This window comes from Hungatella sp. SB206, from assembly GCF_051132295.1.
Taxonomy (GTDB): Bacteria; Bacillota; Clostridia; order Lachnospirales; family Lachnospiraceae; genus Hungatella; species Hungatella effluvii.
On record NZ_CP096603.1, the window covers coordinates 1672205 to 1696122 of the forward strand.

The 23918-nt window shown below is 49.4% G+C and carries 19 protein-coding genes; 14 read left to right on the forward strand and 5 right to left on the reverse strand.

From position 1 onward, the window contains the following. Nucleotides 1-47: 47 nt before the first annotated feature. From M1L66_RS07285 to M1L66_RS07300, 4 genes are all read left to right on the forward strand, one after another. Complete coding sequence (locus M1L66_RS07285; RefSeq protein ID WP_187022372.1) at nucleotides 48-1904, forward strand: DUF6320 domain-containing protein; 1857 nt, start codon at nucleotides 48-50, stop codon at nucleotides 1902-1904. Nucleotides 1905-2056: 152 nt separating this feature from the next. After that, nucleotides 2057-3103, forward strand: a complete 1047-nt coding sequence (locus M1L66_RS07290; RefSeq protein WP_187022371.1) for an alpha/beta hydrolase — start codon at nucleotides 2057-2059, stop codon at nucleotides 3101-3103. 11 nt (nucleotides 3104-3114) lie between these two features. After that, nucleotides 3115-3594, forward strand: coding sequence for a 23S rRNA (pseudouridine(1915)-N(3))-methyltransferase RlmH (gene rlmH, locus M1L66_RS07295; protein WP_002601141.1), 480 nt, complete (start codon nucleotides 3115-3117; stop codon nucleotides 3592-3594). Nucleotides 3595-3771: 177 nt separating this feature from the next. Continuing rightward, nucleotides 3772-4692: a hypothetical protein gene (locus M1L66_RS07300; protein WP_434691844.1), complete on the forward strand. Its 921-nt coding sequence runs from the start codon at nucleotides 3772-3774 to the stop codon at nucleotides 4690-4692. 56 nt (nucleotides 4693-4748) lie between these two features. On the opposite strand, the gene M1L66_RS07305 is transcribed toward M1L66_RS07300, so the two are convergent. Further along, nucleotides 4749-5867 carry a M14 family zinc carboxypeptidase gene (locus M1L66_RS07305; protein ID WP_434691846.1) on the reverse strand — a complete coding sequence of 373 codons (1119 nt, stop codon included), beginning with the start codon at nucleotides 5865-5867 and terminating at the stop codon, nucleotides 4749-4751. Nucleotides 5868-6129: 262 nt separating this feature from the next. Between M1L66_RS07305 and M1L66_RS07310 the strand changes: the two genes are divergently transcribed. Genes M1L66_RS07310 through M1L66_RS07325 form a run of 4 tightly spaced genes read left to right on the forward strand, consistent with a single transcriptional unit; the run spans nucleotide 6130 to nucleotide 11827 of the window. Further along, nucleotides 6130-8358 carry an ABC transporter substrate-binding protein gene (locus tag M1L66_RS07310; RefSeq protein WP_434691849.1) on the forward strand — a complete coding sequence of 743 codons (2229 nt, stop codon included), beginning with the start codon at nucleotides 6130-6132 and terminating at the stop codon, nucleotides 8356-8358. A 22-nt stretch (nucleotides 8359-8380) separates the two neighbouring features. Continuing rightward, nucleotides 8381-9064 carry a response regulator transcription factor gene (locus M1L66_RS07315; protein ID WP_434691851.1) on the forward strand — a complete coding sequence of 228 codons (684 nt, stop codon included), beginning with the start codon at nucleotides 8381-8383 and terminating at the stop codon, nucleotides 9062-9064. 16 nt (nucleotides 9065-9080) lie between these two features. Further along, nucleotides 9081-10415: a sensor histidine kinase gene (locus M1L66_RS07320; RefSeq protein WP_434691854.1), complete on the forward strand. Its 1335-nt coding sequence runs from the start codon at nucleotides 9081-9083 to the stop codon at nucleotides 10413-10415. Next, nucleotides 10397-11827 (forward strand): DUF6560 family protein, encoded by a 1431-nt coding sequence (locus M1L66_RS07325; protein WP_434691856.1) that lies wholly within the window; start codon nucleotides 10397-10399, stop codon nucleotides 11825-11827. Before M1L66_RS07320 ends, M1L66_RS07325 begins: the two co-directional genes overlap by 19 nt. Before the next feature lie 52 nt (nucleotides 11828-11879). Here M1L66_RS07325 and M1L66_RS07330 read toward each other — a convergent pair whose 3' ends face one another. Then, entirely contained in the window at nucleotides 11880-14003 is a 2124-nt protein-coding gene (locus tag M1L66_RS07330) for an EAL domain-containing protein (protein ID WP_434691859.1), read from the reverse strand. A gap of 216 nt (nucleotides 14004-14219) precedes the next feature. Here M1L66_RS07330 and M1L66_RS07335 point away from each other — a divergent pair, with 216 nt between their 5' ends. Then, nucleotides 14220-15674, forward strand: coding sequence for a DUF362 domain-containing protein (locus tag M1L66_RS07335; protein ID WP_187022364.1), 1455 nt, complete (start codon nucleotides 14220-14222; stop codon nucleotides 15672-15674). Nucleotides 15675-15695: 21 nt separating this feature from the next. Here the strand turns inward: M1L66_RS07335 and M1L66_RS07340 are convergent, their stop codons facing one another. Beyond that, a complete protein-coding gene (locus M1L66_RS07340) occupies nucleotides 15696-15920 on the reverse strand; it encodes a hypothetical protein (protein ID WP_055659707.1) in 225 nt (74 codons plus the stop codon). 207 nt (nucleotides 15921-16127) lie between these two features. On the opposite strand from M1L66_RS07340, the gene M1L66_RS07345 reads away from it, so the two are divergent. From M1L66_RS07345 to M1L66_RS07365, 5 genes are all read left to right on the forward strand, one after another. Then, a complete protein-coding gene (locus tag M1L66_RS07345; protein ID WP_434691861.1) occupies nucleotides 16128-17150 on the forward strand; it encodes an aromatic acid exporter family protein in 1023 nt (340 codons plus the stop codon). A 183-nt stretch (nucleotides 17151-17333) separates the two neighbouring features. Next, nucleotides 17334-17978: a class I SAM-dependent methyltransferase gene (locus M1L66_RS07350; protein WP_187022362.1), complete on the forward strand. Its 645-nt coding sequence runs from the start codon at nucleotides 17334-17336 to the stop codon at nucleotides 17976-17978. 130 nt (nucleotides 17979-18108) lie between these two features. Beyond that, nucleotides 18109-18390, forward strand: a complete 282-nt coding sequence (locus tag M1L66_RS07355) for a CD3324 family protein (RefSeq protein WP_002601129.1) — start codon at nucleotides 18109-18111, stop codon at nucleotides 18388-18390. Between the two features lie 162 nt (nucleotides 18391-18552). Further along, nucleotides 18553-19272, forward strand: a complete 720-nt coding sequence (locus tag M1L66_RS07360) for a DUF1062 domain-containing protein (protein ID WP_434691865.1) — start codon at nucleotides 18553-18555, stop codon at nucleotides 19270-19272. A 110-nt stretch (nucleotides 19273-19382) separates the two neighbouring features. Next, nucleotides 19383-20162, forward strand: coding sequence for a Uma2 family endonuclease (locus M1L66_RS07365; RefSeq protein WP_434691868.1), 780 nt, complete (start codon nucleotides 19383-19385; stop codon nucleotides 20160-20162). Nucleotides 20163-20289: 127 nt separating this feature from the next. Here M1L66_RS07365 and M1L66_RS07370 read toward each other — a convergent pair whose 3' ends face one another. Both M1L66_RS07370 and M1L66_RS07375 read right to left on the reverse strand, forming a co-directional pair. Beyond that, entirely contained in the window at nucleotides 20290-21897 is a 1608-nt protein-coding gene (locus M1L66_RS07370) for a response regulator transcription factor (protein ID WP_434691871.1), read from the reverse strand. Next, nucleotides 21894-23768, reverse strand: a complete 1875-nt coding sequence (locus M1L66_RS07375; RefSeq protein ID WP_434691874.1) for a sensor histidine kinase — start codon at nucleotides 23766-23768, stop codon at nucleotides 21894-21896. The genes M1L66_RS07370 and M1L66_RS07375 overlap by 4 nt, the downstream gene beginning before the upstream one ends. Nucleotides 23769-23918 lie beyond the last annotated feature (150 nt).

A 23918-nucleotide genomic window follows, 5' to 3' on the forward strand; every position in this document is an offset into this window, starting at 1 on the left:
TGATATTTCAGGAAAGTTTGACAGTTGGAAAGGATAGGGGTTCAACGATGAAGAAGAGTCCACAGGGGGAGAGATGGAGACGTCTTGATAATACGGCGAAGATATTTCCGGTCATTGCCAATGAACATCTGAGTAATGTATACAGGATTTCGGCAACACTAAAGGATGAGGTAGTTCCGGGAACGCTTCAGCGTGCGCTTGAGGAGATACTGCCTCAGTTCGAAGGCTTTGCGGTGAGGCTGAGACGCGGTTTTTTCTGGTACTATTTTGAATCGAATAAACGGATGCCGGTGATAGAACGGGAAACCACGTATCCGTGCAAGTATATTGATCCGCGCACCAGCCCTTACTATCTGTTCCGGGTCAGCTACTATGAGAAACGGATCAATCTGGAGGTGTTTCACGCGGTAACGGATGGGTTGGGAGCAGTCAATTTCCTGAAGGCGCTGGTTTACCGGTATCTGGATCTGACCCGTGACGGCAGGACCGGCCATCCGGCTCCGCAGAAGATATCGTCCGATGTCTCCATGAACGTGGAGGACAGCTATGTGCGCAACTACAAAGAGGTTGCCCGCAGAAAATACAGTACACGGAAGGCATTCCATATAAGTGGAGATCCGCTTCCTCTCGATGAGGAGAGTGTACTGCATGGTTATGTAAATCTTGCGGAACTGAAAAAGGCCGGCAAGTCTTACGGCGTAAGCATCACGAAATTTCTTGCCGCTGCCCTGATCTGGGCGATTTATCTGGAGTATGAGGATGCGGGAATAGGAGACCGGTCCATCGGAATCAGCCTGCCCATCAATTTGCGTGCGTTTTTTGATTCCGAGACCATGGCCAATTTCTTCGCGGTCACGCTGCTGGAGTTTCTGGCAGACGGGAAAAAACATGAGTTTTCCGAGGTGGTGGAGGCGGTAAGCCGCCAGATGGATGAAAATATTACGAAGGAGAAGCTGGAAGAGACGATTTCCTACAATGTTTCCAATGAAAAAAAATGGTATTTGAGAATCGCCCCGCTCTTCATGAAATGGGGGGCGCTGAATGTGATTTTCCGCAGAAACGACAGGGCTTATACCATGACACTCTCTAATATAGGCCCGATCAAAGTGGAAAAAGGGTATGAGGAGGAGATCGAGCATTTTCATCTAATGATCGGTGTCTCGAAGCGTCAGCCCATGAAGTGCGCCGTGTGTGCGTATGGCGAACATGTAGTGGTGACATTTACCTCGGTCTTTCAGGATACGAGACTTCAGGACCGCTTTTTCGGCTTTCTGAGGGAGCTGGGTGTCTCTGTGGAGACGGAGAGCAACGGTGTGCCGGATTCCCGGGATGATAAGGCGATGTATCCGCGGATTCAGTATGATCCGAAGAAGTGGAAGGAAGTGGTCAACTCTTTTTACATCATTCTGTTCGCGGTGGCGGCCATACTGGGGATCGTCAATTACGCCACGTACTCAGGGTCCATGTGGTCAGTGATCGCCATCGGCTGCATCGTCTATGTGGCGCTGACTCTGAGGTATTCGATTATGCGCCACGCGAATCTGGCTTCTAAAATTGTACTGCAGACCATTGCGGCGGAGGTGCTTCTGGTGATGATCGACCATTCTACGGGATACGCGGGCTGGTCGGTGAACTATGGCATTCCGAGCACACTGCTGTTTGCGGACCTTGCGGTAGTATTTTTGATTATAGTAAACCGGTTGAACTGGCAGAGTTACTTTATGTACCAGATTGCGATCACCATTTTCAGCTTTATTCCCGTTATTTTATGGGCGGCCGGACTGGTGACACGCCCTCTGATGGCGCTCATAACCGTGGTGGTCACCGTCGCGATTCTGTTTGTCACCATCAAGTGGGGGGACAGAAGCGTGAAGACGGAGTTGAAAAGGAGATTTCATCTGTAGGACGGAGCGGACAGAGGAAGGATTCAAGGGGAAGCAGAGTCTGGAATCAAGGTGGAACAGAGTCTGGAATTGAGGAAAAACAGAGAAAACCGGGGCAGTAGTAAATGGCGGAGCCATAGCGGATAGACGGCTGAAAAGAAAGGATAAAACAGATGAGAGATAAACGAGTGAGTGTTCGGGGAAATCTTGTACGCGACATGATGCAGAACGTGATGGAGACATCCTTAAAGCAGCCGATTCAGAGCGGAGAGCTGAGAAAGAATCCGGTGGAGCCGGCATGGATATGTCCTGCCGGTTATGAGTATGAAATCGTGGAGACGGAACAGTTTCCGATGGAGTATTTACGGCCGGAAGGGATCTTTACGGGGCGTGTGATTCTGCAGCTGCACGGCGGCGGCTATATCGGTCCCATGAAGAATATATACCGTAAATTTGCGGTACGGTACTCCAAACTGAGCTTCGGCGGCGATGTGCTCACGATCGATTACAGGGTGGCTCCGGAGTACCCATACCCGGCTGCCTTAGAGGATGCGGTTTACGCCTACAAATGGCTGATCCAGGAAAAGGAGTACGAACCGGATCATATTATCGTAGCGGGAGATTCCGCGGGCGGCGGACTCGCTTTGGCCCTGGTTATGTATCTGAGGGATAACAGGCTTCCTCTGCCGGGAGGAATTATCACCATGTCCCCCTGGGCCGATATGACCAACAGCGGCGCCAGCTACACGGATAATTACGAGACGGATCCGCTCTTTGGTAATTCCACCGACAATATGCTGTTTCATTCTTCTTATATCGGAGATGCCGATCCGAAGAATCCGTATCTGTCACCGTTGTTCGGAGATTTTCAGGGATTTCCGCCGGTGCTCATGCAGGTGGGAAGCTATGAGGTCCTTTTAAGCGATACGCTGGGAGTTGCGGATAAGCTGAAGCAGGCGGGCGTACGCCGCCGTTTATCCGTCTATGAGGGAATGTTCCATGTATTCCAGATGGGGCTGGACTTAATTCCGGAGAGCAGGGAGGCCTGGAACGAGGTGGAGGAATTCTTAAGGATCACCTACGGAATCAGCCGGAAGCCGGACGGTAAAGTGGTAAAAAGGGTGAAAACCCAGCGGAAGAAATCCGCGGCGCAGGTGGCGGGCAGAGTTCTTGAGGCGATGAAGAAGAACCTGCCGGATAGCCGGGCAGTCAAACAGTAAGAGGAAGATACATGAAGATAACGCTGGTCACAGTTGGAAAGATAAAAGAAAAATATTACACCGCCGCGATCGAGGAGTACAGCAAGCGGCTGAGCCGGTACTGTAAACTGGAGATTATCCAGGTGGCGGATGAAAAGACCCCGGACAATGCGGGGGAAGCGCTGGAAACCCAGATCAAGGAGAAAGAGGGGGACCGGATTCTGGCCAGTATCAGGGATGGCGCCTGCGTGATCGCCCTGGCGATCGAGGGAAAGATGCTGGATTCCGTGGAACTGTCAGAGAAAATCGCCTCGCTGGGCGTGTCAGGAACCAGCCAGATCGTGTTCGTCATCGGCGGCTCCCTGGGACTCTCGAAGCGGGTTCTCGACCGGGCCGATTATCTGCTGAGTTTTTCCCGGATGACATTTCCGCACCAGCTGATGCGGGTGATTCTCCTGGAACAGATATACAGAGGTTACCGGATTATGAACGGAGAACCGTATCACAAGTGACGGAGAGAGGGATGATTGCTTATAAGAAGATGTTCCCAATGGGGGATGTCTTCTTTTTTAATTCCATAAATTACAGATATTGAATTCTGCATTTAAATATCAGTGAAGATAGCATATAATGATTGGATGTAAGAATGATTCAGAAACCGCACTTAGTTCAATCTGCAGGGAGGTTCTATGAAGGAGTGTAAATATCTGCCGTTGGTGTTGGTCATTTTTATATTGACCTCTTGCAATTTATCTTATAGGAAAGGAACACTTCGTGATGTGGAAATGACGCAGGCAGAAACTTCTGCCGAGGAAGAGTTCAAGGATAAGTTAAAACGGATGGTTTTGGAGAAAACACAGGATCCTGTCTGCGCGTTTCTTTATATCGATGGTTCACGGGAAGAAGATTCTTATGCATTTGTATTTACAGGTAAAATGATGGAAGAATACGCGAATAAATCGTTTCAAGGAGAGTTATGGTATGTAAATGGACAGGATTGTATTTTATTAACGGATGAAATAGAAACAGACAGCTTTGAACCTGTAATATTAGAGACGAACCATCACCTGCTGTATCAGACCAGTTCCAGCTTACCGGGATCTGCTGAATCGTATATTTGGACCGTGAAGGAACGTAAGCCGCAGTTGGTTCTGGAAACTTCAGGTTCGTGTTTTATGGATAATGGTTTGTTGGCATTCGTTCAAACGTCTGCTGCTATTAAAGAAGGCGGTAGGAGCTGGCGGAGGTATTATCTGTATTGGGATTCTGAAAAACAAAGTTATCAGAGGTATGGCAGCAAAAGAATAACAGAAGAAGAATTCCTTTCATATGAGAATGCCCAGGAGGTCAGAGATCAGGTGGAAATCGCTATAGAAAAAGATATACAGGAATCAGATGCAGCAGATTTGAAGAGCGAAAGCCATTTTGAATATAGCTACATCAAATGTGACTGTGGTATCATATATGTTAATTACATCAGAACCGGCAATAAGGGCACTTTGTACTATTATTCTATACTTACAGAGCGGGAGGGAACCGTTATTTTGGAAGAACGACAGCACTATGATACATATGAAAAGGGGTATATGGAAGAAGCAGGCGGACGGTAGTTTATGAGGAATCCCAGGCCTCTTTGTTGAAATGGCCTGGGATTCTGTATGGCGGATTAAATACGCCGGACAACGTAATCGAGAACCTGCACCCAGACTCCCTTATTCTGTTTCCATACCTGAGGAAACTCTGAAAACGGAACGGGGCACGGTGTTTTTCCAACTTCCAGTGTTACGCCGGGGACTGCGCCGCTTCTCGACTGCATCCAGTCTTTGAAGCCTCCTTTGCCGTCACTGGAGTCCATGCGGTAGCCGGTCATGACCGAGACGGCCTCGGCCAGCGTATTGGAGGCCATCTCCGCCCCATTACTGCTTGTAGTCCAGTAGATGACCTGGCCCTGTGAGTGGTAGCTGACTGTAATAGCCCACGGATACTGGTCAGCCAGTTTCGCCAGTGCCTGGCTCTCAGGTTCGGAGAAAGGAACCGGACCCTTGTAGCTCGCAGAGGAAGGCTCCGTCAGCTTTGTAGCCAGTTCATCCCATCCATATGGAAAATTGTAATTTAAGTCCACGCCGCCGGCGTTTGCTTTCCACTTCATTAAGTACGTTTCGAACGAATCCGCGGTTCTTTTCAGATTCACATCCCGTGTATAGCAGTCTCTTATGACCTGTTTCAGCGCATCGGAGCGTATGGCATCGATTCCAAACTGGCTTAAGGATACACCGTCGGGATTCGTCATGGGTACAAAATGAATAGCCACTTTCTTAAGCATATCGGCAATCGATTTATAATTATAGTGTCCCGTATCGTAAAAGGCCAGGGCATATTCCAACTGGCTCATCATCACCAGAGGCGTCATATACTCCCTGGCATGAATCGCTCCCTGCATAAGAATCTGGGACTTTGCCTCGGGATTGCCCAGGATAATATCATAGATATTCCTTCCATCCAGTGAAGTACCGATGATATTTACGGTGATTTTATCTCCGTACCTGTTTTTAAGGGACTGGATATCGGCTTCCATCTGATCGTAAGAGTACTTATCGGCCGGCTTTACAATGGGATTTGATACCTCCTGATCCAGAAAATCATTGAGGCCTACGGCTGCCTTGATACCAGGGCCTACCGCATTGGCTTCTGAATAGGAGGGCGCTCCGTAGCTGACCATTCCCCCATATCCGACACTTCCCATAACCAGTATACCGCTTAATACGGCACAAACTATTCGCTTCATATTCGTTCGTCTCCCCTCTTCCTGTACATCTATGCAGTGTATCCGGTTTATATTTCATATGTTTCTAATCTACTACAAATAATGATTTCATTCAAATAAAGTTTTCTTACGTTTTTATGCCATTTTTCTAACTCTGCCGTACTTTTCCATATTTGAGATGATTTAGAGAAAGGAATGATACAATGACTTTCGTGAGAAATGCATCGATGAGTACCGGCAGGGAGGACATTTCTTCCCTGTGTCCGGCGGAAAGGGGTATTTAATGAGAAAGAACAGAATAAAAAGGGTGCTGCTGCAGATGACCCTTATTTTAGCGGCAGCAGCCAGTCTGTATGGGTGCGGCAGAGATGGGAAGGTCATATCTGATCCGGAAGGAGCCGCGGCAGGAACGCAGAAGAATCAGGCTTTGGGAAGGTATGCGGAGAGCGAAGTCCCTTTGCCGGAGGGAGTCACATACGATTCCGGACTCGGTTTTTTAGAAGGACCGGATGGGAGACCGGTCCTGTTTGCCAGGAAAGAAAAGAATGGAACGGCAGAATTTACCGCATACCTGCTGTCTGAGGATCTGACCTGGGAGGAAAAGGAGTGTGGCTGGTTAAATCAGCTTGGTCTTAAATATGAGAACAGCAGTATTGGTATTACCTTTGGAGAAGACCACAACATGTATGCGGTCTATTCGGAAGGGGAAGACCAGGAGGTTATCAGCAGACACCATGTTGTCGCAGCCGGGGATTGGGAATATGGACAGGAACTCGATCTCCCTGTTCTGCTTGAGACCAGCGAGTATGGGTATAAGTATTACCCGCGATCTATTACCGCATTGGAAAATGGGAACCTGATATTCTCATCCGGAAATAACATTTACCTTTATGACGCGGCCGGACAGCAGAGGCTGGCAGAGCTGCCAGGCGACGGCAGCTCTTACTTCGCCAGCGGCAGCCAGTTTTATGTCATTGACGAGGCTTCCAAAAATCTGATATTATATGACGGAGAAGACGGCAAAGAAAAGACCAGATATCCGCTGGACTTAAATCAATACTTTGGAACCCGGGCCCTTGTCAGAGAGAATGGTGATATAAGCCTGTTGTCAGTGGCTGGAATTCAGGTCTTGAAAAGTGGTTCCGGAATCTGGGAGCAGATTGTAGAGGGAAAGAGCAATACCATGGGTTCCCCGAAATATTATGCCACAGGATTCACGGCGGGCAGCCAGGAGGATTACTTTGTCTATTACAATTCCATGGATGAAACCAATAAGCTCTCCCATTACGTTTATTACCCGGATATGCCGGTAGAGCCGGAAAAAGAGCTTACCATATTCTCCCTGAGCGACAACAATACCATACGTCAGGCGGTCAGCGAATATCAGATTGAGAATCCCAACGTGAAAATTGATTTTCAGCCTCTCCTGGAGGAAGGGTCAGCGGCAGTTGCAGACGATTATATCCGAACCTTAAATGCCGAACTGCTCGCTGGAGAAGGACCGGATATTCTGATCTTAGATGGATTGTCAGAGGAATCTTACATCGAAAAAGGCGTTTTGGCTGATATTACAGATGAAATTGAGCGTTTGACTGCTTCCGGTGATTTTCTGGCCAACATTGCAAAGGAGTGCCGGGTGGATGGACGGATTTACTCTGTGCCGGTTAGAATCGGGCTTCCTATGACATTTGGCAGGAAAGAGGCGCTTAAGGAAGCGGGGCAGTTATCTTCGCTGGCTGATTTTGTTCATGCTCATGAGACCGGGCAGGTATTCGGGACGGTTGACAGGGCTGCGTTTCTTTCTTTTTACGCAGATGCATTTTTAAATGATATCGTAAAGGAAGGTGATGTGGTCGAGGAAACGGAATTAACGGAATTTCTCACCAATATGAAGCGGATTATAGATGGAAGCGAAGTCTCTGACGGAACGAGGGAAAAACGGCCGTCCAGCATATGGGGGCTCCTGGAAAAGGGTACATATCTGTATTCAAGTGAAATAAATGGCTTTTATGAATTCGGGCAGGGAGCTTCCATTATCGAGCAGGCCCAGGGAGAACTGGAAGCGGACGTTATCCTGATCAATGAGACGTATGTGCCGTATGGCACCATAGGAATCACGAAAGCCAGTAAGAATCAGGATCTGGCAATTGGATTTCTGCAGACAGTTCTGTCGGAAGACGTACAGCGCTCCGACTTTTACGATGGATTTGCGGTAAATCAGAATGCGCTGGAGTTTTTATGTACGGTGGAGAGAACGTCAGCGGATGCATACGGAGGAACTATCCCCGGTGCAGATGGAAGAACATACGATATGAAAATTGGCTGGCCCTCCGAGCCGCTTCGCCGCAGGATGACAGAGTTCTGCAAAAACGTGAAGCATTCCGCAGGCAGGAACTGGAAAGTGAAACAGATCCTGTTGGAATATTCAAAAGACTACTTTGACGGAACCGCATCCCTGGAGGACGCAGTAAAGAAACTGATGACGAAGATAACCTTATACCTTCAGGAATAAAACGCAGAAAGGAGAACGCGCTGTGAGGATACTGCTGGTGGAAGATGATATGGAATTATGCCGGCTGATGGGGTTCTGGCTGGAGGAGAAGGGATATCTGGCGGACATCTGCCAGGACAGCCAGGAAGCATTTTATTATCTGGGTATGCAGGCATACAATGTGGTAATTTTGGACCGGATGCTGCCTGGAATGGATGGAATACAGATTTTGCAGCGTATGAGACAGAAGGGGATTGCGACACCGGTTATTATGGTGACGGCTCTCGGCACCATAGAAGACAGAATCGGCGGTCTGGATGCGGGGGCAGATGATTATCTGGTTAAGCCGTTCGCACCGGAAGAGCTGTTTGCCAGAATCCGGGCACTGGAACGGCGGCCGGTACGGATGGAGTTTGAACGGCAGGTGGTATATGGGGATGTGACCATGAATCTGTCCAGCCGGGTATTATGGAAAGAGGATAAAAAGGTGGAGCTCTCGAAAAAGGAGATGGATCTGCTGGAGTTTTTAATCAGGAACAAGGGACAGATCCTTACGAGAGAATTGCTGCTGAATCGGGTATGGGGACTTGACAGCGCGGTGGAAGAGGGAAATCTGGATAATTATATTTATTTTCTCAGAAGAAGGCTGAAACAGGTGGGCAGCAGTGTGACTATTAAAACAGTCAGGTCTGTGGGCTATTCTCTGGAAGAGCAGCCGGAACAGTAGGAAGAGGGGAGCGGCCATGGTAAAGCAGTTAAGGAGAAAACTGGTCGGCGCTTATGTGCTGGCTACCGGTCTTTTACTGAGTCTTATTGTGACCGGTCTGCTTCTCTTGTCTTTAAATCAGTACGAGGCGAATAATATCAGCCGGTATCAGACTGTATTTGGCAATGTGGTGGATACGATCAGGGACAGTAATAAAATCTCCCATATGTGGCTGGCTCAAAGTGAAATCAGCGAGAATATGATGAGCTCTGTGTCCAGTAATTCTGTTCCGCTGTCATTTAAAGGTGCCTGGAAGCCTCTGACCGATAGAGACAGGCTGTTTGAAAAGCTGAACCATTTTGCAGAGCAGGACGGATTTTTCGAAGAAATACCGGGAAGTAAGCCGGGAGAAGTGAGGAGTCCGGTTTATTCCATATATGGGGACCAGAGGGAACACTATTACGGCAGTATCTATCTGAAAAAAGAGTATGGAACGGAACAGAAGATACTAATCCTGAAAGAACTGACAGATGAAAGGGAGGTTTACGGGAATTCTGTACTGCTGTATTTTTCAATAAATCTGATGGGGCTGGTGATTCTGTTTTTTATCTGCCGTACCTTTGTGAACCACAGTCTGAAGCCATTGGAGACTGGCCTGAAAAGGCAGAGTGAATTTATCGCGGCGGCCTCCCACGAACTGCGGGCGCCGCTTACCGTAATACGTGCGGGGATTCATGCGGTTTCCATGGATGAGGGGAAGGCGAAGCAGTTTCTGCCCGGAATCGAGAAGGAAGGGGAACGGATGACGGTCCTGATCGATGATTTGCTGCAGCTTGCTTCGGCGGACGCGGGGACCTGGACCATGCGCGCGGAACCTGTGATGACGGATACATTTCTGATATCAAACTACGATGCCCTGGCAGAGCTGTGCAGGAAAAAGAATCAGCCGTTTGAATTAAGGCTGCAGGAGGAAGAACTGCCGAAGGTCTGCGGGGACCGCCAGCGTTTGATGCAGCTTATGACGATTCTTACGGATAACGCCTCCAGCTACTCACCGGAGGGCAGTACGATCGCCGTTATTGTCCGGTCGGACGCAAAGCACGTGTTCATCGAGGTGGAGGATCATGGCTGCGGCATTTCGGAGGAAGATAAAAAAAGAGTCTTTGACCGGTTCTACCGCGCGGATAAGTCCAGAAATGACAAATCGCATTATGGGCTGGGGCTGAGCATCGCGTTAGAGCTGGTTAAGCTGCATCACGGAAAACTGACGGTGAAGGATACGGATGGGGGCGGAAGTACGTTTGTGCTTCAGCTGCCTGTCTGGGATTCGCAGAGAGATGGGGGGAGAAAATTATGGGACGGGTGCAGATGAAAGACAGGAACAGGCAAATAAAGCAGGAAGAGCAATACACCATACACGGTCCGCGAGGCTGTATATACATAGGTGCGGCAAGTATCGTTTTTGGAATCGCGATGGCCGCTTTCTGCCTGTATTCGAGAATGCGCAGGAATCCGACGGCCTCCATTGAGATTATGTTTCTCTTTCTGATCCTGTTTTCTGTGCCCGGAATCTACCTGATCGCCTACGGCTCCTGGTCTCTTACCGTCCAGCCCGAGACGGTGGTGATCCGGCGGCTGTTTGGAACGGATCGAATCGTATCACTTAAGGATGTGACGAGAGTGAAGTGGAGAATATCCGGCTGTGTCTTTTACGGCGCAGAGGGGAAATTGTTTACTGTATACGAGATGCCGGCAGAGTGTGAGAGGCTCTTGTGGCGGCTGATCCAGAGAGGCGCGGAGGTGATTCCGCCCATCGGTGTATACCGGATACCTGACAGTACAGAAAGGCGGATCGTGCTGCGAATCTATGAGAAGCGTGTTTCCGTACTGAATGCAGTCGGTATGGTCTTTGGACTTCTGCTGATGCTTACCGTGGAATGGCTGGAGAGCCGGAGCCTCATAACCGCGTTGGGCTGTATTTCTGCCCTGAGCTTTCTGGCGGCGGCCTGTAGATGGCAGGGAAGAGTGATTCTGGAGAATCGCAGGATACAGATCAGGGGAATCGTGAAAAAACGGCAGGAGTATTCCGTGCAGGAAATAGGAGAAGTGCGTCTGGATATGACTTCCCGCTCGGGGACGCTGGTAATTACCATCCTGGGACGGGAGGGTATCCTGATTTGCAGAATCACAGAGAGGGCCAAAACCGCGGGTTACAGAAATCATGGCGTCTCCTTTATAAAGGAATGCAGGAGAAATGGAATCCGTATCACCGGTTATGAGAAGTTAGATGAGAATCTCTGGAGACTGATCTCCTCAGGTATCATAGACCAGGAGGAAATTCCCCTGTTTTGCAGCGAGGAATGCCGCAGACTGGATCTGGAGTGCAGAAAATACAGCCCGAAGCTCTCTGAAAAGGGCGTGGAGATGGCCCATGGAATGGTAATGCTGACCGATGGCTTCGCTGATGTAACCGGCAGTGAGAATGGCGGCAGTTCAATATCCTTCACTCCAGGGGAAGAGGAATTTCTGGCGGAAGCTGCATATGTGATGTGCTTTTTGAAAAATGACCGGATTCTGTATGCAAAGAAGGACGAACTGCTGTTTTATCTGCAGGATGTCGTAAAGAGTGTGACCGTGGAAACTCCGGAAGGAAAGAAGAAAATCTATCTGTTCGAGCCGGTCATGTACGCAGTCGTGAAATACGTGGCTCAGTACTGTCTCAGGCAGATGGAGAAGGGAGAATTTGACGTTTCCGATCAGTATCTGGTGGTTGAATTAAAATAATGAATGGCCGGCATGATGATTCGCATGCCGGCCATTCCTTTTCTTCTGTGAATTATTGAGGATCAGAAGCGTTTCCCTCTTTGGGCAGCCGGGTGATATAATCCATGAAGTCCTCCAGCGGCAGAGGGCGGCTGTAATAGTAACCCTGGTAGATGGAGCAGCCAAGCTCCGATAAGACATCGCGCAGTTCCGCGGTTTCCACATATTCGGCGACGGTACGGCAGTTTAAATTCCGGGCCATTTTGATGATTCCGGAGACAATTTCACGGGAGCGCTTATTGGTCATAAGCTGGGATACCAGATTGCCGTCTAATTTCACCTCATCGAAGGAGCCTTCCTGCAGCTGAATAAGGGAATTATGGCCCATTCCGAAGTCGTCCAGACTGAATTCCACGCCCTGGCTCCGCAAGTGCTCCATCTCGTTTTTCAAGTTATCCGATATTTCCATTGCCGCCCGTTCCGTGATCTCGAAAACGGGGCGGATGTGATCGGCGGGATACTGCCGGATCAGAGTGAGAACCGTGTCAAAAAAACCATTGCTCTTGATCTGCTTGGAGGAAATATTGACGGACAGACAGACGTCTTTCTTTAAAAATTCCTCCATGGTCTGGGCGTCCAGACAGGCGCGTTTAATCAGATAGTAGCCGAGTTCATCTAAAAATCCATTTTCATAGGCCAGCCCCACCAGCACGGGCGGAGCGATAAATCCGGTGACCGGATGCTTCCAGCGCAGCAGAGCCTCCATACCATGAAGAGTCCCGTCGCGGGATATCTGCGCCTGATAGTATAACTGAACCTGCCCCCGTTTGATGGCGTTCTGTAAATCCATGGCGAGATTTTTGGCGTAATAATAACAGGGGTAATCGTGGCTTAAGAAGCTGGGTGGATTCCCGTGCTTCTCGCCAGCGGCCATGTCTGCCTCCATCTGGTGAATAGCCTGTGTAAATTTACCGGTCTCCAGCTTTTCACTGCGTTTGATAAACGGGATATAGATCAGCGTTCCGATCACAAGATTGAACAACTGCATCAAACTGCCTGCGATGGACCCGGTAGCTTTAAATCCGCTGAGCAGAACAGGAACGGTCCATTCCACGGATTGGGTCACAGCGGGTACCAGGCCAAGAAGGATGGCCAGTGCGCTGGTGATTGTCAGGACGACCGGGGTGATGATGAATGGAGCCGCCATCGTCAGGTTAAAGATGATCGGGAAACCGAAAACAGCGATTTCACTGATATTAAACAGTACGGAGGGAAGCGCCACATGGGCGATCTTCCTGTTATGGCTCTGCTTCGAGGCGATGCAGAGGGCAAGGACGAAGCTTAAGGCGGTTCCGCAGCCGCCCAGGAATACGAAGGTGTCGAGAAACGTCTTGGAATAGATTTCCGTAGGGCGATTTCCAGCCGTCATCAGGGCCTGATTGATCTCTACGTTCTGCTCAAACAGCTGTCTGGAGACGGCCTCCAGCGTATTGGTGCCGTGGATTCCCATGAGCCAGAGGACGTGTGTGATAATCACATATAGAAGGATTCCAAACAAATTTCCGCTGATTCCGTCAAAGAGTTTCAGAAACAGGTAGGAACCGAAATTCGTGATATTGCTGTCACTCCACGTGATGCGGACGGAATATCCCGTAATTGTGAAAAGCAGGGTGATGGCAATGACAGGAATCAGACTCTGGATCGAAATGTTAAACAGATAGTCGGCTCCTGTGGTGTGCAGTCTCTCGAACCGGCGTCCAAGCTTCAAGAGCCGCTGGAACAGGATACAGGACAGCAGGGTAATGCACATGGCAGTAAAGACCCATTCCGCGCTGAAGATATAGTCCGTCTGATCCTCAATTCCTCCGCAGAAGGCCAGATAGGAGCAGACAGAGACCACGGGATAGAGCAGCAACTGGTCTGTCTCAGCCAGCTGTCCGTAGGAGATACTGATGGTGATGGTAAGAACCAGGGCCAGGGAACCCAGACTGATCATGTAAATGGTGTTTAAAAGCTCTGCAGCAGCTCCGTCAAGCCAGGAGGCGAGAAAAATCTGATAGCTGTCAATGGGAAAATTATTGAGAAGCAGAGAAAAAGATCCCATGATCAGAAATGGGATAGCGAGTGTCAATCCATGGCGTATGGACCGTGCAAAGATCGAATTTTGAAACCGGGATATTATTTTACGAAAACTCATGGTAACTCCTCAGGCCGGAGGCTGCAATGGAATAAAGTTGCTGTAGCTGCTGTTTCCTACATTATACACGAATCAGTTTCAGAAGTCATTCCATAAATGCATCAGTTTGAAAAAACAGATTGGATGATGCAACTTTGATGCATGCCCCCTGTAGAATCAATATTGACACAATTCGACAAAAAAGGATGTACAGCATAGAAGAAAAGGGGGACGGAAATGAAGAAATTATGGATCTATATGGCGGTGCCCATGACGCTTTTAAATGGATGCCAGATCCGCCCGGCACAGGCTGCGCCCACGGTGAATACCGTGGCGGAAAGGGAGACCGGCCAGGAGCAAACGATACCAGTGGAGCAGAAAGTGCCGCAAAATCAGCAGGGAATGGCCGCGGAAACCATAAAAGAAGCCGCATTTCACGGCTCAACCGTTATGATTGCCAAATCGCAGAAAACAAGGGCCGCCGATATCACGGAGGAGGAAATCGAAGCGATGGTCAGGATGGCGGCCTCCGATTTGAAAACTGTCGTGAAAAATGGGCAGACTGTGGTACTGAAGCCCAATCTGGTCCAGATGATTGTGGATTCCACGGGGGAGCTGCTGGATCAGGAGGTCAACGGGATAACGGTGGACTGGCGTGTCACAAAGGCCGTGTTAAAAATGGTAAGGGAGTTAAATCCGGATGGAAAGGTCTATATCATGGAGGGATCTGCGACGGGGCCGACCCGAGAGGTGATGAAATATTTCCATTACACTCCGGATTATATGGAGGGAGTGGATGGGTTCCTCTGTCTGGAGGAAGACTGCGGGGCGTGGCAGGATTTTGACGCGCCGGAGGTGGTAAAGGTGGTGCTGCCGGACGGTCTGCTCCATAAAACGTATTATTTTAGCCGGATTCTCTATGAGGCCGACGTGGTAATCAGCATTCCCACCTTAAAGACCTCTTCCGGTGTGGTGGTCACGGGCGGAATCAAAAATGTGAGCATCGGCACGCCGCCGGGGAATCTATACGGAGTGGCGCCCGATAACCCCAGCAAGACGGCCATGGTATCCCACAAGATCACGGACGGGGAGCTGGACCGGTGGATTTACGACTATTACATGGCCAAACCGGTGAATTACGTGATCGTGGATGGCCTTCAGGGCTTTCAGAGCGGACCGGTTCCCATGTCGCACGAGCGGAAAGAGACCGATAAAATGAATATGGGCGTCATCATGGGAGGAACGGATGCCGTGGCGGTCGATACCATCTGTTCCCTGGTAACCGGATGGGACCCTGAGAGCATCGGTTATTTAAATCTGCTGCGGAAAAATACGGAAGCGGGGGAACTGGAGTCGATCCGGGTAAAGGGAGCGTACGTCGATGAACTGAGAAAGAAATTTACAATCAGGAAACCGGAGCTGGGCGGTATACAGCTGGAAGCAGGAACTGGGCCGTCACTGGAGGCGGAGGCAGGAAGGAATGGGGAGCAGTTGGAGATACAGTATAAGACTGGAGAAAATGCCTGCAAGACAGAGATTTTCGTGGATGGGATATTTCAGTATTCCGGCGGGACGGCCGCTGATGGGGAAATTCAGCTGAATATCCCCGGACTGTCTGCCGGAACACATGAGGTGCAGATCGTCGTCTACGACCGTTTCCTGAATAAGACGGCGAAGACCATAGAAGTATAAGACCGTGAGGACCATTATGCATCAGATCAGCTCATGAATCCGGCAGATCAGATCCAGGTCCTCTTTTTTCAGTTTCAAATTGGAATTCAGTACGGTTCCATCCGGAGCCGTCACCCGGATATCGATGACCGTTCCTTCAGCCAGAGCGCGTCCGCGGACCGCTTTCATGAAGGAGGGAAATTTTGGATGGCGTACCTTAAATGAGGTCCATTCTTCTTTTAACTGCATGAGTGCTGCAAAGTTCATGGATAGGTGTTTCCTTTCTGACTGTATTATACTGCCCGTAAAATCGTATCACAGAAAAAAACTACGGTCAATACGTAAAACAGACTGAATTTCAGACAGAACTTGTATTTTAATGGTTGATAGGTAATAATGAAAAGAAAAGGAATTGAAAAGAACTGGAATGAAAAAGAGCTGGATTTATAAGAAGCGTCAGGAGGAAGTGAAATCGTGAAGAAGCCGGATTATGTAAAAGTCATCAAAATCGCCGTGGGCGCGGGCCTGGCTATCGTCCTGGCGGAGCGTATGGGGTTGCGTTACAGCGCATCCGCCGGGGTGATCACACTTTTAAGCATTCAGGATACAAAGAAGGAGACGATCCGGGTGGTGGCACGCCGGCTGCTGTCATTTGTCATGGCACTGGCCATCTCCGCGGCAGGTTTTTCTGTCTTTGGGTACGGCCCCCTGGCGGTCTGCGTCTTTCTGCTGTTCTTTTCTGCTGCCTGTATGGCGTTTGGAATGCAGGAGGGGATCTCTGTGAATACGGTGCTGATGACTCATTTCCTGGCAGAGCGTTCCATGACGGGAGCCAACATCGCTAATGAACTGGGGCTTCTGGCCGTAGGCGCGGGAATCGGTGTGATTCTCAATCTCTATATTCCCGGAAAGGTACATTTAATCCGAATGAGCCAGCGCCGGATCGAGAGCCATATGAAGGAGATTCTGCGAAAGATGGCGGGACAGCTGACCACTGGAAAGGGCGGAGATGCCGGGCAGGCAGACGGTGAACCGCCGCTTCGTTCCCTTCTGGAAGAGCTTGACGCAGAACTGAAACAGGGGGAGAAGAGTGCGTATGAGGACATGGAGAATAAGCTTCTCACTGAGACGAGATACTACCTCCGTTATATGAACATGAGGCGGACACAGGCATTTGTTCTGGGACGGATCGAGGGGGAGTTAAAGCATCTGGGGGAACTGCCTTCCCAGGCGCAGCCGATTGCAGAGCTGATGGAGCGGATCAGCGGGGGCTTTCATGAGTATAACAACGCCGTAGGCCTGCTTGAGGCCCTGGACGCAGTAAAGGAGGATATGCGGGAGCAGCCCCTTCCGGAGCTTCGGGAAGAATTTGAAAATCGTGCGGTGCTGTTTCAGATTCTTCTGGAGCTGGAACAGTTCCTGGAAATAAAGAAGAAATTTGTGGAAGAACTGTCGGCAGAGGAAATAGGAAAATTTTGGAGAGAGACCACGTGTTGACAGGCGGAGCAAACTTCTGTATACTCGACACAGCGTCTGTGTGCGAAAACCGGCTTAAAGTTGTTTCTGCCGGAAACTTGAGGTTTTTTTCCTGAAGTCTTCAGAGTATACTGGAAAAGAAGCTGGGGCGTGCCGGAACATTCACCGCACTGGTTTTAGAATTGCGGCCGGGAGGCGGACAACATGGAAAAAATGACGGATTTCTTTACAGCCAGGGTTGATATCTATGATGATCATATGATTCATGAGGTTGAAGGGTGCCGGGAAGGCTATTTAAAGATGGCGGAACTCGTGCCGGAAAAGACGAAGACACTTCTGGATCTGGGCTGCGGAACCGGACTGGAGCTGGAGGCAATATGGACCAGGAACCCGGAGATTGCCGTCACAGGAATCGATCTGACGCCCGCGATGCTGGAACGGCTGAAGAAAAAGTATTCTGACCGGGACGTTACTCTGATTGAGGCGGATTACATGGCCTGCGAGCTGGGAACGGAGCGGTATGATGCCGCGGTTTCCTTTCAGACACTGCATCATTTTACCCATGAGGAGAAGCTGGGGCTGTATGAGAAATTATGGCGTGCCTTAAAGGCCGGCGGCTGCTATATCGAGTGTGACTACATGGCGGAAACGCAGGAGCAGGAGGACTATTTCTTTGCGGAGAAAAAGCGTCTGGAGGAAGAACTGAAGCTTGTTAAGGGGGAATATTACCATTTTGACATGCCGTGTACCATGGATAATCAGAAGCATTTGTTAAGACAGGCTGGTTTTACTGAGGTGGAAGTGGTATGGAGACAGGAGAATACAACGATCCTGTATGCAAATAGATAGAGAGGGGGGCGTTTCTTTATGATGAAAGAGGTTAAGACTGCATAGCAACAGGCCTATGCAGTGAAAGATAATATGAGTAATTGTATAGCCTTTGCTATTCCTGACAGTAAAATATGTTTAGGAGGCAGCGATGCGCTATCGGAAAGCAACGGAGGTTCTGCCGGAAGAACTGGTGGAAGCAATCCAGAAATATATGGATGGGGGATACGTCTACATCCCCAGAAAAGAAGAGAACAAGAAAAAGTGGGGAGAAGAAACCTCCTTTCGGGGAGAGCTTAAGACCCGCAACGAAGAGATTTATCGTAGATATCTGGATGGATTCGGTGTGAAGACGCTGGCGGAGGAATACTTCCTTTCGGAAAAGAGTATTCAGAGAATCATTTTATCAGAAAAAAATAAAGAAAAACAATAGTATGGAAAAACGATGTGCCGGGAAAGAACCCCGGCACATCGTTTTTTTTGTGTATTCCTTCCGATCTCCCGCTGTGTGATGTACCGCATCTTTCAGACAGAACCGACAACGAGGTATGCCTTCGTCCGGAGCCGTGTTAGAGTGGTTTCCGGAGGGACTGTTATGAAGAACAATATTCAAAAAATAAGAAGAGAACGCTGGAAGCTTGTGCCGGAGGCCGTACCCACAGTGAGACGGAATTGCTCGAAATGTAAAGAAAAACGTGAATTTATAAATAGCATGAAATTTCGTGTAAATGCTAATGGAAAAAATGTGGATGTATGGATGATCTACCGCTGCGAGAAATGCAGTACCACCTGGAATATGAGCATTTTTGAGCGGAGCCCGGTGAGTGCGATACCGGAAGAGGAGTACGCCGGCTTCCAGGCAAACGACCGCCTGCTGGCAGAGTCCTACGGAAGACGAATGGATTTATTTGTAAAAAACAGAGCGGAAGCAGTGACGCCGGAAGGCGGATACCAGATAGAGGCAGAGGCGGAATCTGAAACGGGCGCTGAGGCAGGAGCAGAGGAAAACGTCCTCCCGGCTGAGAGCGGCTTCCGGCGTATTGAACTGGAGGTTCCGTTTCCCATGGTATTGAGACTGGACAGCCTGCTGGCCGACCGGCTGGGAGTATCGAGAAGCATGGTGAAGCGCTGGTGCGGCCAGGGAGTCGTGGTGAAGCTGGACAGAGAGGAGAATGTGTGGAAATCGGAGGAGAAGCTCTGCCGGGAAAAGGTCAGGAACGGTCTGGTGATCGGAATCCGGCCTATCCTGTCGGTTTCTGAGGCAGGAACGATGCCGCAGACTCCCGGTTCGACGCCTGTGAAATTAAAAGCCTGAAAGACGATCTGAACTGTCATATGAATATTACCATATTGTATCGGAATGCTTGACCGTACAAGGTAAAAATGGTATAATGAAGTAAATAAAACTGCGGAAGGAGATCGGCTATGATGAATCTGGAGAAGATGAAAAAACGAAAGAAAGAGTTGGGAATGACGAACCAGGAACTGTCTGAACGGTCCGGCGTGCCGCTGGGAACCGTTAATAAGATATTCAGCGGAGCCACGAAATCGCCGCAGTACGATACGATACTCGCACTGGAGACGGTTCTGGGGATGACATTTTACCGCGACGAAGACGGACCGTATATCAGCAGCATGCGGGAAGAAGCTTTTCATTATACGGTTCACGGATCGTATACCCTCAAGGATTACTATGCGCTCCCGGATCATCTCAGGGCCGAGTTAATTGACGGCCAGTTTTACTATATGTCATCTCCCGGCCTCGTTCACCAGAAGCTTGTCGGAGAACTGTACTTTCAGATCAAAGAATATATCAGGAGAAAGGGGGGACCCTGTGATGTATTTCTTGCTCCATTTGATGTGTTTCTGGATTCGGATGACAGAACGGTGGTACAGCCTGACCTGATGATCATCTGCGATCAGACGCGTGTGGAAGCGAAAGGCGTAACCGGTGCCCCTGATTTTGTCCTGGAGATCATATCCGAGAGCACAGGGAAGAAAGACTATTCGACGAAACTGAATAAATATTGGTCGGCAGGAGTCCATGAATACTGGATCGTTGATCCGTTAAAGGGACGAGTCCTGACGTACTGTTTTAACGGCGATAATCCGGATATAGGGATATATGGTCTGCATGATACAGTTCCAGTGGGAATTTATGGAGATTTGTCCATCAATTTTGGCGAGTTTTCCTTCCTGGTGTGATTTTTGTTAGAAGACAGGCGGTTTCCCGCAGACGTGAGATCAGATACGTGTATTTGCGAAGAACTGCCGGGTAAAAGGAATCAGACATACCTCATTGACAGGAGGCGTTCTGATTCCTTTTTTCTTTTTAGGAAGAATGCTCCTTCTTTCGGAACTCAGAAGGGGTGACGCCCGTGTAGTCTTTAAAAAGCTTGCAGAAATATTTGACGTTAGGGATCCCGACAGCCTCTGATATTTCGTACAGCTTCTGATTGGTGTTCAAGAGCAGCTGTTTCGATTTTTCAATCCGCACATTCTGAAGGTAGTTGATCAGATTCAGGCCGGTCTTCTTTTTGAACAGGGAGCTGAAGTAGCTGCTGTTCATGGAGATGAGGTCGGAGATCATACTCAAATCCAGATCCAGGTAATAGTTTTGCTCCATGTAGGCGATGGCCTGGTCTACCGGTGAGGAAGCCATGTGGGAGGCAGGGGCGGATCCGTCCTTTTTCTGCTTCCAGTAATCCATGAGCCGGGCATAGAGCGCATCCGTCAGGGCATCAGGAGAATCGCACGCCGTCATGGCTTCGGAAACGGAAAATTCAATTCGGTAGGCGCTATCCGGTTCGAGACCATCTTTGGCGGCCTGAAGTGCAAAGGTTTCTTCCAGCCTGTCGAGACAGTCACAGACGTACCCGGGGGAAGAATTCTCTACGCTGAGGATGTGATGAATGAAGCTGTAGAAGTTCTGGCGCAGATCGAATTGGCTGTTCCCAATGAAGTAGTGGTACAGCGTTTCGATCATGGTTAAGGGAATCACGGGAGTTCGTGCCTCCGTGTTCCGCTGCCGTTTCGGGTAAAATGCCACGGCCTCCGGATGGAAGAGCCGGTGATGCAGCAGCATGCATGCTTCCTGATACATGGAGGGAAGCGATTCCCTGGAACTTTCCACGCGGCTGATGGAGAGGCAGATCCGAAGCCCGTGTTTCTGGCAGTATACCCGGATATCTTCCTCTATATTCTGCCATATCTTGTGGCTGTAAGCAGAATCGAGGCGTGAAAAGTTGAAAAGCAGGCATTTATAGACGGACAGGATATCCGCCTGGTAAACGGCGGCATAGGGCTCAAACAGGGAGACGATCCACAGAAAATGGTTTTTATAGTCGATCGAAGACCCGTCTGAAGAAACAACAGGCGTGATCTTAATGCAGACAACCGCCATGTACTCCTCTGGAAATGCAATGGAGTAGTGGGAGAGGAAATGTCCGATCTCCCCGGCCGGATAACGGCCGGACAGGATATTGCCCAGCAGCAGCTCCTGGAAACGGTCAAGCTTTTTTTCGTAGGTGTGGATCCGTTCCGTCAGCTCCAGGCGAAGTGACTGCTGTTCCTTCAGCTGTCCAATCACCCGGGTGAGCACTTCTTTTATCTCATTCTTGGTGCTGGGCTTTAACAGATAGTCTTTGACTCCGTATTGAAGGGCCGTGCGGGCATACTCAAAATCGCTGTAGCCGCTCAGGATGATAAACTGGCCTTCCGGCAGCAGTTTCTGGCTCTCCCGGATAAATGTCAGGCCATCCATAAGCGGCATTTTGATATCGGTCATGATGATGTCGGGAGCATGCTCCCGGCAGAGACGCAGCCCCTCTTCTCCGTCACCGGCCTCGTAGATGTGTTCAAAGTCCATCTCCAGCTTTCGCAGGGTGACGATCAGTCCTTTTCTTATGATATCTTCATCTTCAACAATCAAAAGTTTCATAACTTACTCCGTTCGTTAAGGAAATTTTCTTCCTGCTCCTTTGTCGGTATGGAGACGGGCAGGGAGATCGTGTTGCAGGCGCCGCCTAAGTCAGAGGAGGAAAATGTAAAGGAATAGTGCCTTCCGTAAAGTAGGAAGAGTCGCAGGTTTACGTTGAGAATGCCGATGCTTTTACCGGATCGGGAGGATTCCATCTCCTGCGGTTCAAGGGATATGGGTTCGACCTCCAGTGTTTCCGTGGACTTCTTCATGGCAGCTGTAAGCGTCTGCTGCTGTTTGGCGCTGATTCCTGTCCCGTTGTCCTCAATCTTAATGATAATGCTGGAATCTCCCCTGTAAATGGTCACCTTTATGATCAGTTCACTCAGCTTATTCTCAAATCCGTGGACAAAGGAATTTTCAATAATGGGCTGAAGAATAAAATTGGGAATCTCAAAGCGGAGCAGATTGTCCGGCACCGACAGGAGCAGGGTGACCCGGTTGTTTAGCAGTAAATTCTGGATATTGATATAGTCCCGGATGATCTGCAGCTCATGCTCCAGCGTGCAGTGGTAGCTGGCCGGGGAGATGTTGTAGCGCATCAGATTCCCCAGGGCGGCGATGCTGTCGGAGAAATCATCCAGGTCGTGGATGATGGCGATCATTTTAAAGGTATCCAGGATATTAAAGAGAAAATGAGGATTGATCTGGGCCTGGAGAGCGGAAAGCTCCGTCTCCTTCTGCAGCATCCTGGCTTTGTAGACCCGGTTGATCAGCTCATTAATTTTGAATGACATATAGTTGATATCGGTGGCCAGCTGATCGATCTCATCCTCCCCGTTTACCGGGATGGCGACATGGAAATCGCCTTCCTGAATCTTATGTACGGCATCGATAATCGTGTTGATCTTTCGGATCAGCAGTGTGGACAGGAGGTAGGAGAGCAGCACGATGCCAATGGCAGCTGCTAAAATCACCAGGGCGAACGACTGCTGAGCCTTTAGAACCGGGCCGACGATCTCGGCGCCCGGAACCGCGCACAGGATCCAGCTGTCCAGCGCAACGATCTGTTTGATGGAAATCAGATACTCTGTCTGCGCCAGGGAGATGAGGAACGGGCCTCCATCGCTGTCAGAGAGAGAGTCGCCTTCCATAAGTCTCTCTTCCAGAGAATGGCGGAAATCTGCGGTAACCTTTGCCGGCAGGTCGGAGATAATCTTTCCGTCGCTGTTTACCGCCGCCACAAAACCGGATTCCATGGCCGGTATGGTTTTCATGCCCTCGAAAAATACGGATGGTTTTATGCAGACCTCCAGGAAATTATTGGAGGTCAGAAGAGGATAAAACAGGGAATAGACCATCTGCTCTTCCCCTCCGTAGCCGTAGCTGTAGCTGCGGTTTATGTGGCATGGCTCCAGGTAAAAGCCCTTGTCAAAAATGGAATGCTCCATCTCCTGCATCCACGGCTCTGAGCGGTAGTCATCGTACTGATGAAGGTACTGGGTTTCCGGAATCGAGGGGTTATTTGTGAAAAAATGGTAGTAGGATATCTCCGGGCTGGAGGCTTCCAGCCATGAGAGCAAGGGCGAAATATCGTTGTTCAGAATCTCGATTAATTCGAGATCGCCGTAAAATTTGGGGACGAAGAACTTATTGATGACCGTGTTGGTGGAGACTAAATAGGAGACATTTTTTATTTTCTCTATTTTGGAATGGATGGTATTCAGTTCCTGATCCAGTCTCTGATCGATGGCGCTCACGGCGTTTTCCCGGACCGGCTTTACGATGGACTGATACAGCAGGACAAGGCAGAGCATGAGCGGGAATGAGACAAGGACGAGATAACAGAGAATCAGCTTCGATTTATAATGCATTTTTTTGATAATTCCCATTTGCAGGACCTCCGAAGTATGGATGTTACGTGAAAACAACTATATTTATTATACTATTTCCAAAAAACGTGCTTCTTTTACAAAATCCGTGTGATATACTATGAGCACCTGGTAAGGTATGCTGTATGGCAAACGGGAATGTTCCCAATA

Bases quoted from the DNA above. Each gene is read 5' to 3' on its own strand.
- M1L66_RS07285 (WP_187022372.1), top strand. From the start codon at position 48: ATGAAGAAGAGTCCACAGGGGGAGAGATGGAGACGTCTTGATAATACG.
- M1L66_RS07290 (WP_187022371.1), top strand. From the start codon at position 2,057: ATGAGAGATAAACGAGTGAGTGTTCGGGGAAATCTTGTACGCGACATG.
- rlmH (WP_002601141.1), top strand. From the start codon at position 3,115: ATGAAGATAACGCTGGTCACAGTTGGAAAGATAAAAGAAAAATATTAC.
- M1L66_RS07300 (WP_434691844.1), top strand. From the start codon at position 3,772: ATGAAGGAGTGTAAATATCTGCCGTTGGTGTTGGTCATTTTTATATTG.
- M1L66_RS07305 (WP_434691846.1), bottom strand. From the start codon at position 5,867: ATGAAGCGAATAGTTTGTGCCGTATTAAGCGGTATACTGGTTATGGGA.
- M1L66_RS07310 (WP_434691849.1), top strand. From the start codon at position 6,130: ATGAGAAAGAACAGAATAAAAAGGGTGCTGCTGCAGATGACCCTTATT.
- M1L66_RS07320 (WP_434691854.1), top strand. From the start codon at position 9,081: ATGGTAAAGCAGTTAAGGAGAAAACTGGTCGGCGCTTATGTGCTGGCT.
- M1L66_RS07325 (WP_434691856.1), top strand. From the start codon at position 10,397: ATGGGACGGGTGCAGATGAAAGACAGGAACAGGCAAATAAAGCAGGAA.
- M1L66_RS07330 (WP_434691859.1), bottom strand. From the start codon at position 14,003: ATGAGTTTTCGTAAAATAATATCCCGGTTTCAAAATTCGATCTTTGCA.
- M1L66_RS07335 (WP_187022364.1), top strand. From the start codon at position 14,220: ATGAAGAAATTATGGATCTATATGGCGGTGCCCATGACGCTTTTAAAT.
- M1L66_RS07340 (WP_055659707.1), bottom strand. From the start codon at position 15,920: ATGAACTTTGCAGCACTCATGCAGTTAAAAGAAGAATGGACCTCATTT.
- M1L66_RS07350 (WP_187022362.1), top strand. From the start codon at position 17,334: ATGGAAAAAATGACGGATTTCTTTACAGCCAGGGTTGATATCTATGAT.
- M1L66_RS07355 (WP_002601129.1), top strand. From the start codon at position 18,109: ATGCGCTATCGGAAAGCAACGGAGGTTCTGCCGGAAGAACTGGTGGAA.
- M1L66_RS07360 (WP_434691865.1), top strand. From the start codon at position 18,553: ATGAAGAACAATATTCAAAAAATAAGAAGAGAACGCTGGAAGCTTGTG.
- M1L66_RS07365 (WP_434691868.1), top strand. From the start codon at position 19,383: ATGATGAATCTGGAGAAGATGAAAAAACGAAAGAAAGAGTTGGGAATG.
- M1L66_RS07370 (WP_434691871.1), bottom strand. From the start codon at position 21,897: ATGAAACTTTTGATTGTTGAAGATGAAGATATCATAAGAAAAGGACTG.
- M1L66_RS07375 (WP_434691874.1), bottom strand. From the start codon at position 23,768: ATGGGAATTATCAAAAAAATGCATTATAAATCGAAGCTGATTCTCTGT.